The organism is Streptomyces fungicidicus (assembly GCF_003665435.1).
Lineage (GTDB): Bacteria > Actinomycetota > Actinomycetes > Streptomycetales > Streptomycetaceae > Streptomyces > Streptomyces fungicidicus.
In genome coordinates this window covers 1105841-1119349 of sequence record NZ_CP023407.1, presented here as the reverse complement: position 1 = coordinate 1119349, position 13509 = coordinate 1105841, and the positions used below count along the sequence as shown (strand labels likewise).

Below are 13509 nucleotides of genomic sequence, written 5' to 3'. Positions count from 1 at the left end.
CCCCGGAGTGACAGTGCACTCGGCCAGGAACTCTTCGATGCTGCTGCGTCGGTAGAAAACGCGGCCGGCGCGTCCCTTCCCGGTCTTGATGTACGCGGGTCCCTCGCCTCGCCACCTTCGCTCTGCCAGGGCAGACGGGGTGCCGAGTATCGGGTACTCGTCGGCGACTTGCTTGGGCGACAGGAACTCTTCCTTCACCGTGCGACCCTCCTTCCAGAACCATCCGTTGCTAAAATGCACCATGCGTTCCTAGAATGCACCTATGGAGACTCTAGCACCGGAGACCGGATGCACAACAAGGTCAGAGCTGTTGCTTAACCTGCTTCCTATGGCAGACCAGCAGCGCGGGCGACGCGCCATCGAGGTAGGACCCACAGGACAGACCGTCGCGGCGAACATTGCTCGCCTGCGTAAGCGCAGGGAACTCACGACCCGGCAGCTGTCCGGCATCCTCGAACGCGCCGGCCGCAGCATCCCGGCCTCGGGGATCACGCGCATGGAGAAGGGCGAGCGCGTCGTAACCGTCGATGAGTTGGCCGCGCTTGCTGTCGCCTTCGGCGTCAGTCCTACAGCCCTGCTGCTGCCGCTTACCGACCGTGCTGCCGACCGCGTCGAGATCACGGGAGGAGGAGAAGTCGACGCGCTTGCCGCGTGGGAGTGGGGAATCGGGCGTGTGCCGCTCACCATCACGCCGGGTAAAGAGAACACGGAGCTCGTCGAGCATCGGCTGTTCGGGGCGCCACAGTGGCTCGCGGAGCATGTGGGGTACAGCGTCCGCGCGGCCATCGCTAAGCCGATGGCGCCGACCGAGGAAGGTCGGAAGGCCATGGATGAGATGCGGAAGCGGTACAAGGAGGAGACGGGGGAGGACATCGACCCTGACGCGCTGCTGGCCCGCCTTCTGGGGGTCGAGGCGAAGGGTGGCGAGGATGGCTGAGCCGAAGCGGATCGTCCTGTCGAGCGGGAAGGTCCGCTATCGCCTGATGGTCGACGCCGGCCGCGACGAGAACGGCAAGCGGATCCAGGTGACCGTCACCAGAGACACCGCCAAGGAGTGCCGCGAGGAACGCGACCGGATCCTTCACCAGCGTGCCGCGGGAACCCTGATCGTCCCCAACAAGATCACGCTTGCTGAGTGGCTTGACCAGTGGTTGGAGTACAAGCGGCGGGACGTCGAGGAGACGACGATCCGCGCCTACCGGATCGCCCTGGTGCACGTCTACGAGCAGCTCGGGCACATCCGCCTCCAAGAGCTCTCCGAAGACCAGGTGCGCGACTTCGTTGACGGCCTGGTCGCCGCGGGCCGGCGCAAGGGAGGTGAGCCCGGTACGCGGCTGGCCATCTCCACGGTCGAGGGCATCCTGGTTCGGCTGCGGAGCGCGCTCGGGCGGGCCGTCGTCCGGAAGCTGGTCAGCGTCAACGTGGCCGCCGAGGTGCGGCCGTCGCTGGTCGACAAGAAGACGGACAAGCGGGAGCGGGCACGGCCGAAGCCGTGGACCGTGGCCGAGGTACAGACGTTCATCCGCGGCATCGCCGACGATCGGCTGTTCGCGCCGCTGCTGCTGTCCCTGATGGGTCTGCGGCCGGCGGAGGTGTGCGGGCAGCGCTGGGCGGACATCGACTTGCAGCTCGGCACGCTGGAGATCGCCAACACCCGCACGATGATCGGTAACGCGCGGGTGTTGGAGAAGGACACCAAGACGGCGTCGGGTGAACGGGTCCTGCCGCTGCCACAGGGCCCGTGGGAGGCGCTGCGGGCCTTCCGTGCCCGGCAGGCCGCGGAGAAGCTTGCGGCGGGGGAGGCGTACACGGACACCGGGTACGTCGTCGTCGACGAGCTGGGGATGCCGTTGAACACGCGGCAGCTACGGGAGCACGCCTACCGGACGATGCGCCGGCTGGGGCTACGGCAGGTGCGCCTGTATGACGCCCGGCATTCGGTGCTGAAGGCGCTCGCGCTCGCCGGGGTCCCTGACGTCATCCTCGCCGCGTGGGCCGGTCATACGAACGCGTCGTTCACTAAGCGTCGCTATGTGTCCATCGAGGCCGAGGACATGCGGGGTGCTGCCGCTGCTCTCGACAGCTTCCACGGGGCCCTCCCTGCGGACGCCCGTGAGATTTCGTGAGAAATGATCACCCTTGGCGGATCACTTAGGGTGTCTGACCTGCTGGAATCCCTCTATCCGTAGAACAGTACAGGGAGTCTACTGGCGATTCCTGCAGGCCGACGCCACGGGGTGACTTGGAGGAACGCACAGGACGGGACTACCGGACCTCGTAGGGCAGCAGCTCCGGGCGCTTCGGCGGCAGGCCGTCGCCGGAGGAACGGCCGGTGAGCCGGCGGCCGATCCACGGCAGCAGGTGCTGCCGGGCGAACCGCGCGTCCGCGACCCGCCGCGCCGCCCAGCGCGGCGGCAGCGTCGCCTCCGGGGGCAGGTGCCACTCGGGGTCCTCCGGCGGGTGGCCCAGCGTCTGCCAGACCGCCTCCGCGACCCTGCGGTGCCCGTCCGCCGTCAGATGCAGCCGGTCCACGTCCCACAGCCGGGGATCGGCCAGCGACGGCGCCCCGTACAGGTCGACGACCAGCGCGCCGTGCCGCTCGGCGAGCTCGTCGACGCACGCGAACAGCGCCTCCATGCGCGGACGGAAGCGTTCCAGGACCGGCCCCTGGCGGCCCGGGCTGCGCATCAGCACCAGCTGTCCGCAGTGCGGGGCCAGCCGTTCCACGGCCTCGGTCAGCAGATCCCGCACCCGCGTCATGTCGCACTTGGGCCGCAGGGTGTCGTTGAGACCGCCGACCAGGGTGACGACGTCGGCCCGCATGGCGGCGGCGACCTCCACCTGCTCGTCGACGATCTGCTGGATCAGCTTGCCGCGCACGGCGAGGTTGGCGTACCGGAATCCGGGGCCGGCGGCCGCCATCCGCGCGGCGAGGAGGTCGGCCCAGCCCCGGTAGCTGCCGTCGGGGAGGCGGTCGGACATGCCCTCGGTGAAGGAGTCGCCGAGGGCGACCAGGCTGTTGTAGGTGGGATTCGTCTGCATGGCGACAGAGATGGTATCCCGTGGCACATACCCGTCGGTCGGTCGGTCGGTCGCCCTCGCCCTCGCCCGCGCTCAGGCGTGCTGCCCGAAGAGCTCCTGCAGCACGTCCTCCATCGTCACCAGCCCGGCCAGCCGCCCGTCGGTCCCGAGCACGGCCGCCAGATGCGTACGGCTGCCCCGCATGGCGGTCAGGACGTCGTCCATCGGCGTGCTCTCCCGCACCCGCGCGATGGACCGCATGTCACCGAGCCGGAACGGCACGTCGCGCGGAGAGGCGTCCAGGGCGTCCTTCACATGGAGGTAGCCGACGATCCGCCGCTGCCCGTCCACCACCGGGAAGCGGGAGAACCCGGACTCCGCCGACAGCCGCTCCAGTCCTTCCGGAGTGACGCCCACGCTCGCGTAGACCACGCGCTCCAACGGCATCACCACGTCCCGCACCGGCCGGCGGCCCAGCTCCAGCGCGTCGTGCAGCCGCTCCCGCGCCCGTTCGTCGATGAGGCCCGCCTCGCCGGAGTCCTTCACGATCTGGGCCAGCTCGGAGTCCGAGAAGGACGCGACGACCTCGTCCCGCGTCTCGACCCGCAACAGCTTCAGCAGCGCGTTGGCGAAGGCGTTGACCGTGAAGATCACCGGGCGCAGCGCGCGGGCCATCGTCACCAGCGGCGGGCCCAGCACCAGCGCGCTGCGGGCCGGCTCGGCGAGCGCGATGTTCTTCGGCACCATCTCGCCGAGCAGCATGTGCAGGTACGTCGCGAGCGTCAGCGCGATCACGAAGGACACCGCGTGCCCAGCGCCCTGGGGGACGCCCACCGCGTGGAACACCGGTTCCAGCAGATGCGCGATGGCCGGCTCGGCGACGACACCGAGGACCAGGGTGCACAGCGTGATGCCGAGCTGGGCGGCCGCCATCAGCGCGGACACGTGCTCCAGCCCCCACAGCACGCGCTTCGCGCGCCGGTCGCCCTGGTCGGCGTACGGCTCGATCTGGCTGCGGCGGACCGAGATCAGCGCGAACTCGGCCCCCACGAAGAAGGCGTTGACGACCAGCGTCGCCAGTCCGATCAACAACTGTACGACGGTCATCGCCGCGCCCCCTCACCGTTCACGGCCCCGTTCGCCGGGCTCGCCGCCCCGTCCGTCCCGCGCTCCGCCCGGTTCCTCTCGTCGCGCGGCGCGTGCAGCAGGACGCGTGCCGCGCGGTGGCCGGTGGCGTCCACCACGTCCAGCCGCCAGCCGGCGACCTCGAAGGTGTCCCCGGCGTCGGGGATCCGCCCCAGCTCGGCCGCCACGAGCCCGGCGAGGGTCTCGTACGGGCCCTCGGGCGCGCGCAGGCCGACCCGGGCGAGGTGGTCCACGCGTGCGGCGCCGTCGGCCGAGAACAGCGGGCGGCCGTCCTTGTCGGTGCCGGCCCGCGCCAGGTCGGGCGTCTCGTGCGGGTCGTGCTCGTCGCGGACCTCGCCGACGACCTCCTCGACGATGTCCTCGAGCGTGGCCACCCCCGCCGTGCCGCCGTACTCGTCTATCACCACGGCCATGGTGCGCCGCCCGGAGAGCCGGTCCAGCAGCCGGTCGACGGTGAGCGATCCGGGGACCAGCAGCGGTTCGCGCATCAGGTCCGACACCGGCGTGTGGGCACGCCGGTCGGCGGGCAGTGCCACCACGTCCTTGACGTGCGCGGTGCCGACCACCGCGTCGAGGGTGTCGCGGTAGACGGGGAAGCGGGACAGGCCCGTCGCCCGGGTCACGTTGGCCACGTCCTCGCAGGTCGCCCGGACGTCCAGGGCGACGACCTGGACACGCGGCGTCATCACGTTCTCCGCGGTGAGGTCGGCGAGGTTCAGCGTGCGCACGAACAGTTCGGCGGTGTCCGGCTCCAGGGCGCCCTCCCGGGCGGAGTGCCGGGCGAGCGCCGCGAGTTCCTGGGGGCTGCGCGCGGACTCCAGTTCCTCGGCGGGCTCCACCCCGAGGCGGCGCACGATGCGGTTGGCCGTGTTGTTCAGGTGGGTGATGAACGGACGGAAGGCGGCGCTGAACCAGCGCTGCGCGTTGCCCACCCGTTTGGCGACCGCCAGCGGCGACGAGATCGCCCAGTTCTTGGGCACCAGCTCGCCGACCACCATCAGGAAGACCGTGGACAGGGCCGTGCCGATCACCAGGGCGAGGGAGCGCGCCACCGAACCGGAGACGCCCATGTCCTCCAGCGGGCCCGCGATCAGCGCGGCGATCGACGGCTCGGCCAGCATGCCGACCACCAGGTTGGTCACCGTGATGCCCAGCTGCGCGCCGGAGAGCTGGAACGTCAGGGCCCGTACGGCCTTGAGCGCGCCGGCCGCGCCCCGCTCGCCGCGTTCGACGGCCCGCTCCAGCTCGGCCCGCTCGACCGTGGTCAGGGAGAACTCGGCCGCGACGAAGGCGCCGCAGGCGAGCGAGAGCAGGATCGCCGCCAGAAGGAGGAGCACTTCGGTCATCGGGTCACCTCTGTCCCATGGTCGGACAGGACGGGGACGGATGCGCTGTGGGGGAGGAGCGAAGGCTCGTCCATGGGCGGACGCACACAACCTTTCGGGGAGGACCGGGCGGCCCTCCCGGGGTGAACGAACGGTCAAGGGACGCCGGCGGGGTCGTGGATCACCCGGCGAGGGGCTTCACCCAGCGCCGCCAGCGCTCCTCCCGCGCGTACCCCGCCGCGCCCCATGCATGGTGGGCGGTTTCGTTGCGTTCGAGGACCATCGCGTCCGCGCGGCGCCCGCCGAGCCGTTCGAAGCGCTCCTCCGCGGCGGTCAGCAGCGCGGTGCCGATGCCCTGACGGCGGTGGTCGGGGTGCACCGCCAGCCGGTACAGATGGCACCGCCAGCCGTCGAAGCCCGCGATCACCGTGCCGGCCAGCCGGCCGCCCCGCTCGGCGAGGATCAGCGCCTCGGGGTCGCGGGCCACGAGCCGTTCCACGCCGTCCCGGTCGTCGCTGATGCTGGTGCCCTCGGCGGCCTCCTTCCAGAAGGCCAGCACGGTGTCGAGGTCCTCGGGCGTCGCGGCCCGTACGCGCAGCTCGGTCATGCGGACGATCCCAGCAGGTGTGTCCGTGCGCGACACGGAATTCCACGATCCGGACCACCCGGCCCGCCGCCCGTCCCACACGGCCGCACCGGACGCCGTCCCCGGCACGCGCCCCGCCCCGGGGCTCCCGTCGAGCTCCGCCCGCCCCGGCGGCTCAAGAGCGGCGCCGCAGTCTCCCGTGCGCCCGCGGAACCTCGTGTCGCCGCGACCCCTGCCCGGCAGGGCCCGCGGGGCCGGGGCGCGGTCGTCGGTCCGGCGGCTGCGGCTGTGCGGGGCGGGGCCCGAGGACGCCCGGGCCGTCAGCCGTGCCCCGGGCGGGGCGTCGAGGCCGGACGGCTCGCGCGGCACGACACCCGCCCACGCGCGAGCGGGTTCTACTCGTGGCCGACGGCCTCCAGGACGTTCATCCGGGACGCCCGAAGCGCCGGCAGGAGGGCCGTCGCGATGCCCACCGCCGCCGCCCCGACGACGACCGCCGCGATGGTGCCCCTGAGGACGGCGAGGGCGGTCATGCCCACGAAGGCCACGGACAGGACGACGGCCGGCGCGGACAGCGGCGTCAGGCCTCCCCGGCGGCCGACGCGCCGTCGGCGGGGGCGCGGAGCACGTCGAAGCGCTTCATCCGCTCCAGCACCGACTCCGCCGTGGGCTGCCGCATCTCGTCCACGATCCGGCCGTCCGCGAGGAAGAGCACCAGGTCGGAGTGGGCGGCGGCGCCCGGGTCGTGCGTGACCATGACGACGGTCTGCCGGAGCGAGTCCACGGCCTCACGGAGGAATCCGAGCACTTCGAGGCCCGCCCGGGAGTCGAGGTTGCCGGTCGGCTCGTCCGCGAAGATCAGCTCGGGCCGGGAGGCCAGCGCCCTGGCGCAGGCCACCCGCTGCTGCTGCCCGCCGGACAGCTGCGCCGGCCGGTGCCGGAGGCGGTCGCGCAGACCGAGCGTGTCGATGACCTGGTCGAGCCATTTCTCGTCGGGTCGCTTGCCCGCGATGCCCATGGGCAGGGTGATGTTCTCCCGCGCGTTCAGCGTCGGGATGAGGTTGAACGACTGGAACATGAACCCGATGCGGTCCCGCCGCAGCCGGGTCAGCTCACGGTCCTTCAGGCCGGTGATCTCGGTGTCCCCCAGCCACACCTGTCCTGCCGAGACGGTGTCGAGTCCCGCCAGGCAGTGCATCAGCGTGGACTTCCCGGACCCCGAGGGGCCCATGACCGCGGTGAACCGTCCGCGCACGATGTCCACGTCCACCGAGTCCAGGGCGAGCACGGCCGTCTCGCCCGAGCCGTACGCCTTGGTCAGACCGCGGGCACGGGCCGCGATCCCGTCGGCCGACGCGAGGCCGGGGGCGCGCTCCGCAGCAGGTGTGGACAAGGCAGCCTCCTCCGAGTGGACGTCAGGTCGTGCGTGTCGCGCAGAGAGTAGTGTGATCCGGACCACACCCGATATCCCCCGTGGGTGTGGGGCCTTCTCCACCCCAGGTCTCGGCCCCCGGGGCCGGTGTAAGGGGCACCTTCTCCGTTCCGGTGGCGCGCTTGCCACCGCTAGCGCACCGGCGCTAGCTTCGAGGTATGGCGAAGACCCAGCTGAACGTGCGCGTGGACGAGGGCACCGCCCGCGCGGCACGGGAACGCGCCCTGGCGCGCGGGATGAGCGTGAACCGCTACATCGAGGAACTGGTCAGGCAGGACGCCGGCGAGGCGGGCCGCGCCTTCGTGGAGGCCGCCGCCGACTTCATGAAGCAGTACGAGAGCGTCTTCGCCGAGGAGTTCGGCAAGGAACGCGAAGGCAGGGGCGAAGGCAGGGGCGACGCCGCGCGCGAAGGTCGCCGCTGAGCCGTTGAACGATCTGCGCATCGACCTCGCGTGGCTGCTCATGCTCGCCGAGCAGCAGACCCCGGGGGACCCCCAGGTCACCGACTGGGGCGCCCTCGTCGCCGCCGTCGCACGGCACCGGGCCGAGATATTCGACGTCCCCGTCTACGACAGCCCGCACGCCCGCGCCGCGGCGCTGCTCCAGCTGCTGATCCACATCCCCGCGCTGGAGCGCTCCAACGCCCTCTTCGCCTCCGCCGTCGCCTACGCCTACCTCGTCGCCAGCGGTCTGAAGGTCGTCACCTCGCCGGAGCAGGTGCGCGATCTGGCCCGGCTGGTCAAGACCGGCGAGGCCACCGTGGAGGAGATCGCGGCCGAGCTGCGCCGCTGGAGCGAGTGATCAGCTCCCGCCGGCCGCCGTGTCGCCCGGCGGCCGCCAGGCGGTCCCCATGACGCAGAAGGACGTCGGCAGCGCCGGGCCCTTCTCCGGCATCAGCATCCGCCGGTAGGGGCCGAGCTCGAACCCCGCGTCCCGCAGCGCCCCGACCGGGTCCCGCGACACATGGCAGCCACCGGCCAGCGGCGGCCACACCGTCCGGTCGAGCGCCCGCTGGGTGAGGTGCATGACCCGGCCGCCGCCCCGGCCGTGCTCGAAGAACCGCACCTCGCCGCCGGGCCGCAGCACCCGCCTGAGCTCCGCGAGCGCCCGCGGCACGTCCCGGACGCTGCACAGCACCAGGGAGAGCACCGCCGCGTCGAACGCCTCGCTCTTGACCGGCAGCGCCTCCGCCGCACCCGGCGCGACGTCCACCGGCACCTCGGCGCGCAGGGCGGCCTCCACGGCCAGCGCGCGCAGCGACCGCTCCGGTTCGATGGCGACGATCTCCGAGACGGTGCCCGGGTAGTGCGCGAAGTTCAGACCGTTGCCCGCGCCGACCTCGATCACCCGGCCGGACAGCCCGCCGAGCAGTCTGCGCCGCACCCCGGCCATCCCCGCGCGGGTCTCGGCGGCGACGCTGAGCCGGGCGTAGTACCGCGCGAACAGCGGATGGGCATCCCGCTCCACCTTGGTGGACCGGCCGGACGACAACCGCATGAGGACCTCCCCCAGGACGTGCCTAAGCCGATTCTCCCCCGAACGGGCGGTCCGCACCCCTGCCGTCAGGGTGCCTCGCGCACCCGGAACGTCTCCGCGTCCCAGGTTCCCTCCAGCCGGGGGGCCAGCCAGTGCGGCGCCGAGGTCCGGAACCCCGCCGGGCCGAGCGTGCCCGACCCGGCCGGTACGGCCCCGAGCAGCGGGGCGCCGGTCACGTCCGACAGGTCCAGCAGGTTGCACCGGGAGGCCAGATCGGGCTCCGCGGGCCAGCTGCCGATCACCACACCCAGCAGGCCCAGCCCCCGTCCGCGCAGTTCACGTGCCGTCAGCTCCGTGACGTTCAGGGTGCCCAGCCCCGCCGACGCCACCACCAGCACCGGCGCCGACAGCAGCGCCGCCGCGTCCGCCAGCGTCCCGCCGGCCGCGTCGAACCGTACGAGCAGCCCGCCCGCGCCCTCCACCAGCACCAGGTCGTGCTCGGTGGCCAGCTTGGCGGCCCGCTCCGCGACCTCGTGCGGATGCACCGGCGCCCGCCCCGCGCGGCGGGCCGCCGTGGCGGGCGCCAGCGGATCCGGGTACCGGGCGAGTTCGGCCGTCGTCACCGGACCGGCGAGCCGCGCGACCTCCTCGGCGTCCCCCGGCTCGCCCGGCCGCACACCCGTCTGCGCCGCCTTCAGCACCGCCACCGACCGGCCCGCCGCGAGCGCCGTCGCGGCGACCGCGGCCGTCACCACGGTCTTGCCGACCTCGGTGCCCGTCCCCGTGATCACCATCACCGGCATGTCATCCCTCCTTCGCCGCCGCGCACACCGCGCGGGCGATCCGCGCCACGTCCGCGTCACCCGTGACGTACGGCGGCATGGTGTAGATCAGATCGCGGAACGGCCGCAGCCAGACCCCTTCGCGCACGGCGGCCCGGGTGGCCGCCTCCATGTCCACCGGGTGATCGAGCTGCACCACCCCGATGGCGCCCAGCACCCGCACCTCCCGCACCCCGGGCAGCCCGGCCGCCGGAGCCAGCCCCTCGCGCAGCCCGGTCTCGATCCGCTTGACCTCCGCGAGCCAGTCCTGCCCGAGCAGCAGCTCGACGGAGGCGCAGGCCACGGCCGCCGCCAGCGGATTGCCCATGAAGGTCGGACCGTGCGCCAGCACGGGCACCTCGCCGCGGGAGATGCCGTCCGCCACCCGTGCGGTGCACAGCGTCGCCGCCATGGTGAGGTAGCCGCCGGTCAGCGCCTTGCCCACGCACATCACATCCGGGGTCACCGCCGCGTGCCCGGCCGCGAACAGCGCGCCCGTGCGCCCGAACCCGGTCGCGATCTCGTCGAACACCAGCAGCACGTCGTGCGCGTCGCACGCCTCGCGCAGCACCCGCAGATACGCGGGGGAGTGGAACCGCATCCCGCCCGCGCCCTGCACCACCGGCTCCACGATCACCGCGGCCAGTTCGCCCGCGTGGCGTTCGACCGTCTCCCACAGGTGGCCGGCGTACGACTCCTCGTACTCCGCGGGCGGGGCGTCGGCGAACACCTGGCGCGGCAGCACCCCGGACCACAGCTCGTGCATCCCGCCCTCGGGGTCGCACACCGACATCGGCTGCCAGGTGTCGCCGTGGTAGCCGCCCCGCCAGGTCAGCAGCCGCCGCTTCTCCGGCCGACCCAGCGAACGCCAGTACTGGAGGCACATCTTCATCGCGACCTCGACCGACACCGACCCGGAGTCGGCCAGGAACACGTGCTCCAGGCCCTCCGGCGACATGTCGACAAGGAGCTTCGCCAGCCGCACGGCGGGCTCGTGGGTGAGCCCGCCGAACATCACATGGCTCATCCGCCCGAGCTGCGCTCCGGCGGCCTCGTTGAGCACCGGGTGGTTGTAGCCGTGGATCGCCGACCACCAGGACGACATCCCGTCGACCAGCTCGCCCGCACCGTCGGCGAGCCTCAGCCGTACCCCGCTCGCCGACTCCACGACGAGCGGTTCCTGACGGCCCGGCATCGGCCCGTACGGATGCCACACGTGCCGCCGGTCCAGTTCCAGCAGCTCGGCGACGGACCGCTCAGGCATTGGGCGCGAGGTCCGTTCCGGCGCCTCGGCGGCGCACCGCGACCAGATCGGTGCGCGGCGCGTCGGCCGCGCTCCCGCACGCTCCCGCAGCCTCGGGCGCCGTACCGCAGGCGCCGCCGCCCTCGTGGGAGCCGCAGCCGCCGCCGGCCGCGCGGTGCCCGGGCAGCGTCACCTGGTCGGCGCCCTCCACCTCGAACCCGGCGTCCGCGATCATCTCCAGGTCCGCCTTGCCCGCCTGGCCCTCGCTGGTGAGGTAGTCGCCCAGGAAGACCGAGTTGGCCAGGTGCAGCGCGAGCGGCTGCATGGTGCGCAGATGGACCTCACGGCCGCCGGCGATCCGCACCTCCACGTCCGGGCAGACGAACCGCACCATCGCCAGGATGCGCAGACAGCGCTGCGGGGTCAGGTGCCACTCCCCGGCGAGCGGAGTGCCGTCCATCGGGATCAGGAAGTTGACCGGCACCGAGTCCGGGTCCAGCTCGCGCAGCGAGAGGACCACGTCGACCAGGTCCTCGTCGGACTCGCCCATGCCGGCGATGAGACCCGAACAGGCGGACAGGCCGGCCGCGTGCGCCTTCTGCACCGTGTCCACCCGGTCGGCGTACGTGTGCGTGGTGGTGATGTCCCCGTACGTCGACTCGGACGTGTTGAGGTTGTGGTTGTAGGCGTCCGCGCCGGCCTGGCGCAGCCGCTCCGCCTGGCCGTCGGAGAGCAGCCCCAGACAGGCGCACACCTCGACGCCCTCGTTCTGCTCCTTGATGGCCCGGATGGTGTCGGAGACCCGGTCCACGTCACGGTCGGTCGGACCCCGCCCGCTCGCCACCAGGCACACCCGTTTGGCCCCGCCCGCGAGACCGGCGGCGGCCGCCTGGGAGGCCTGGTCCGGCTTCAGCCAGGTGTACTTGAGGATGTCGGCCTTGGAACCGAGCCGCTGGGAGCAGTAGGAGCAGTCCTCCGGGCACAGGCCGGACTTGAGATTGACGAGGTAGTTGAGCTTCACCCGTCGGCCGAACCAGTGACGGCGCACCTTGCCGGCCGCGGCCACCACATCGAGCAGGTCGTCGTCGGACGTCGCGAGGACGGCCAGAGCTTCCGCGCGGGTCGGCGTCTCGCGCCGAAGCCCCTTGTCCACCAGCGTGTTCAGCAGGTCCATGAGAGCCGATCCTGTCCTACCCGACCCGCCGGGGCCAAGGAGAGTTCGTACAACAGAGGCGCTTCGAGGTGTGGGTATTGCCACACAGTGGTCCGTACGGGCTGCCGCTAGTGTCTGTGCACTGCCTACAAAAGCCCTGGAGGACCCATGGCGTTCGGCTGGATCGACGAGCAGGCGGAACTGCGCCGCCGGGCCGGGCTCGTGCGCACCCTGCGTCCGCGGGCGGCCGAGTCCCCGCTGCTCGATCTGGCGAGCAACGACTATCTGGGCCTCGCCAGGCACCCGGAAGTCACCGAGGGCGCGGCGCGGGCCGCGCGGACCTGGGGCGGCGGTTCGACCGGCTCCCGGCTCGTCACAGGCAGCACCGAACTCCACGCCGAGCTGGAGGGCGAACTGGCGGACTTCTGCGGCTTCGAGGCGGCCCTGGTCTTCTCCTCCGGGTACGCGGCCAACCTCGCCGCCGTCACCGCGCTGGCCCCGCACGGCTCCCTGATCGTCTCCGACGCGGGCAACCACGCCTCGCTGATCGACGGCTGCCGGCTGGCCCGCGGGACGACGCAGGTCGCGGCGCACGCCGACCCGGACGCCGTGCGCAAGGCGCTGGGCGGGCACGAGGGGCCCGCGGTCGCGGTCTCCGACACGGTGTTCTCGGTGGACGGCGACGCCGCCCCGCTCACCGGGCTCGCGGAGGCGTGCCGGGAGCACGGCGCGGGTCTGGTGCTCGACGACGCGCACGGCCTCGGCGTGCTCGGCGACGGCGGGCGCGGGGCGCCGCACGCGGCGGGACTGGCGGGCGCCGACGACGTCGTCGTGACGGTGACGCTGTCCAAGTCGCTCGGCGGCCAGGGCGGAGCGGTGCTCGGGCCCTCCCGGGTGATCGGCCACCTGGTCAACGCGGCCCGGACGTTCATCTTCGACACGGGACTCGCCCCCGCGGCGGCCGGCGCGGCGCTGGCGGCGCTCCGGCTGCTGCGCCGCGAACCGGCCCGCGCGGCGCGGGCCGGTGAGGTCGCGCGGGAACTGCACACCCGGCTGACGGCCGCGGGCCTGGAAGCGGTGCGTCCGGACGCCGCGGTCGTCTCCGTGCGTGCTCCTTCCCCGGAGCAGGCCGTGCGTTGGGCGGCCGACTGCCGGGCGGCCGGCCTGTCCGTGGGCTGTTTCCGTCCTCCTTCCGTGCCCGACGGCGTGTCACGGCTCAGGCTGACCGCCCGCGCGGACCTGTCCGGGGCGGAGATCGAACGCGCTGTACGGGTGATCGGCGAGACGCGGCCATGAGTCGGCGGGG

15 protein-coding genes are annotated in these 13509 nt (G+C 72.7%); 5 read left to right on the top strand and 10 right to left on the bottom strand.

From position 1 onward, the window contains the following. The first annotated feature begins 328 nt into the window (after window positions 1–328). Window positions 329–937, top strand: coding sequence for a helix-turn-helix domain-containing protein (locus tag CNQ36_RS04960; protein WP_163013201.1), 609 nt, complete (start codon window positions 329–331; stop codon window positions 935–937). Then, window positions 930–2126, top strand: coding sequence for a site-specific integrase (locus CNQ36_RS04955; RefSeq protein WP_121545080.1), 1197 nt, complete (start codon window positions 930–932; stop codon window positions 2124–2126). Before CNQ36_RS04960 ends, CNQ36_RS04955 begins: the two co-directional genes overlap by 8 nt. A gap of 139 nt (window positions 2127–2265) precedes the next feature. On the opposite strand, the gene CNQ36_RS04950 is transcribed toward CNQ36_RS04955, so the two are convergent. From CNQ36_RS04950 to CNQ36_RS04930, 6 genes are all read right to left on the bottom strand, one after another. Next, on the bottom strand, window positions 2266–3042 hold the full coding sequence (locus CNQ36_RS04950; RefSeq protein ID WP_121545079.1) for an SGNH/GDSL hydrolase family protein: 777 nt from the start codon (window positions 3040–3042) through the stop codon (window positions 2266–2268). Window positions 3043–3114: 72 nt separating this feature from the next. Continuing rightward, a complete protein-coding gene (locus tag CNQ36_RS04945; RefSeq protein ID WP_121545078.1) occupies window positions 3115–4128 on the bottom strand; it encodes a hemolysin family protein in 1014 nt (337 codons plus the stop codon). Beyond that, on the bottom strand, window positions 4125–5513 hold the full coding sequence (locus tag CNQ36_RS04940) for a hemolysin family protein (RefSeq protein ID WP_121545077.1): 1389 nt from the start codon (window positions 5511–5513) through the stop codon (window positions 4125–4127). Before CNQ36_RS04940 ends, CNQ36_RS04945 begins: the two co-directional genes overlap by 4 nt. 160 nt (window positions 5514–5673) lie before the next feature. Next, window positions 5674–6099 carry a GNAT family N-acetyltransferase gene (locus tag CNQ36_RS04935; protein ID WP_121545076.1) on the bottom strand — a complete coding sequence of 142 codons (426 nt, stop codon included), beginning with the start codon at window positions 6097–6099 and terminating at the stop codon, window positions 5674–5676. 374 nt (window positions 6100–6473) lie between these two features. Then, window positions 6474–6611 (bottom strand): hypothetical protein, encoded by a 138-nt coding sequence (locus tag CNQ36_RS34590; protein ID WP_163013146.1) that lies wholly within the window; start codon window positions 6609–6611, stop codon window positions 6474–6476. Window positions 6612–6658: 47 nt separating this feature from the next. Then, window positions 6659–7471 carry an ABC transporter ATP-binding protein gene (locus CNQ36_RS04930; RefSeq protein ID WP_121545075.1) on the bottom strand — a complete coding sequence of 271 codons (813 nt, stop codon included), beginning with the start codon at window positions 7469–7471 and terminating at the stop codon, window positions 6659–6661. Between the two features lie 197 nt (window positions 7472–7668). Between CNQ36_RS04930 and CNQ36_RS04925 the strand changes: the two genes are divergently transcribed. Both CNQ36_RS04925 and CNQ36_RS04920 read left to right on the top strand, forming a co-directional pair. After that, window positions 7669–7932 (top strand): antitoxin, encoded by a 264-nt coding sequence (locus CNQ36_RS04925; protein WP_121545074.1) that lies wholly within the window; start codon window positions 7669–7671, stop codon window positions 7930–7932. 4 nt (window positions 7933–7936) lie between these two features. Next, window positions 7937–8311: a fic family toxin-antitoxin system, toxin component gene (locus CNQ36_RS04920; protein WP_121545073.1), complete on the top strand. Its 375-nt coding sequence runs from the start codon at window positions 7937–7939 to the stop codon at window positions 8309–8311. On the opposite strand, the gene CNQ36_RS04915 is transcribed toward CNQ36_RS04920, so the two are convergent. The 4 genes from CNQ36_RS04915 to bioB form a co-directional block, all read right to left on the bottom strand. Next, entirely contained in the window at window positions 8312–9007 is a 696-nt protein-coding gene (locus tag CNQ36_RS04915; RefSeq protein WP_121545072.1) for a class I SAM-dependent methyltransferase, read from the bottom strand. It abuts the gene before it with no gap. A gap of 65 nt (window positions 9008–9072) precedes the next feature. Further along, complete coding sequence (gene bioD / locus CNQ36_RS04910; protein ID WP_121545071.1) at window positions 9073–9789, bottom strand: dethiobiotin synthase; 717 nt, start codon at window positions 9787–9789, stop codon at window positions 9073–9075. Window position 9790: 1 nt separating this feature from the next. Then, window positions 9791–11071, bottom strand: coding sequence for an adenosylmethionine--8-amino-7-oxononanoate transaminase (locus tag CNQ36_RS04905; RefSeq protein WP_121545070.1), 1281 nt, complete (start codon window positions 11069–11071; stop codon window positions 9791–9793). Next, complete coding sequence (gene bioB, locus CNQ36_RS04900) at window positions 11064–12224, bottom strand: biotin synthase BioB (RefSeq protein ID WP_004934516.1); 1161 nt, start codon at window positions 12222–12224, stop codon at window positions 11064–11066. Before bioB ends, CNQ36_RS04905 begins: the two co-directional genes overlap by 8 nt. 147 nt (window positions 12225–12371) lie before the next feature. Between bioB and CNQ36_RS04895 the strand changes: the two genes are divergently transcribed. After that, entirely contained in the window at window positions 12372–13499 is a 1128-nt protein-coding gene (locus tag CNQ36_RS04895; RefSeq protein WP_121545069.1) for an 8-amino-7-oxononanoate synthase, read from the top strand. Window positions 13500–13509 lie beyond the last annotated feature (10 nt).

Bases quoted from the DNA above. Each gene is read 5' to 3' on its own strand.
- CNQ36_RS04960 (WP_163013201.1), top strand. From the start codon at position 329: ATGGCAGACCAGCAGCGCGGGCGACGCGCCATCGAGGTAGGACCCACA.
- CNQ36_RS04955 (WP_121545080.1), top strand. From the start codon at position 930: ATGGCTGAGCCGAAGCGGATCGTCCTGTCGAGCGGGAAGGTCCGCTAT.
- CNQ36_RS04950 (WP_121545079.1), bottom strand. From the start codon at position 3,042: ATGCAGACGAATCCCACCTACAACAGCCTGGTCGCCCTCGGCGACTCC.
- CNQ36_RS04945 (WP_121545078.1), bottom strand. From the start codon at position 4,128: ATGACCGTCGTACAGTTGTTGATCGGACTGGCGACGCTGGTCGTCAAC.
- CNQ36_RS04940 (WP_121545077.1), bottom strand. From the start codon at position 5,513: ATGACCGAAGTGCTCCTCCTTCTGGCGGCGATCCTGCTCTCGCTCGCC.
- CNQ36_RS04935 (WP_121545076.1), bottom strand. From the start codon at position 6,099: ATGACCGAGCTGCGCGTACGGGCCGCGACGCCCGAGGACCTCGACACC.
- CNQ36_RS34590 (WP_163013146.1), bottom strand. From the start codon at position 6,611: ATGACCGCCCTCGCCGTCCTCAGGGGCACCATCGCGGCGGTCGTCGTC.
- CNQ36_RS04925 (WP_121545074.1), top strand. From the start codon at position 7,669: ATGGCGAAGACCCAGCTGAACGTGCGCGTGGACGAGGGCACCGCCCGC.
- CNQ36_RS04915 (WP_121545072.1), bottom strand. From the start codon at position 9,007: ATGCGGTTGTCGTCCGGCCGGTCCACCAAGGTGGAGCGGGATGCCCAT.
- bioD (WP_121545071.1), bottom strand. From the start codon at position 9,789: ATGCCGGTGATGGTGATCACGGGGACGGGCACCGAGGTCGGCAAGACC.
- CNQ36_RS04905 (WP_121545070.1), bottom strand. From the start codon at position 11,071: ATGCCTGAGCGGTCCGTCGCCGAGCTGCTGGAACTGGACCGGCGGCAC.
- bioB (WP_004934516.1), bottom strand. From the start codon at position 12,224: ATGGACCTGCTGAACACGCTGGTGGACAAGGGGCTTCGGCGCGAGACG.
- CNQ36_RS04895 (WP_121545069.1), top strand. From the start codon at position 12,372: ATGGCGTTCGGCTGGATCGACGAGCAGGCGGAACTGCGCCGCCGGGCC.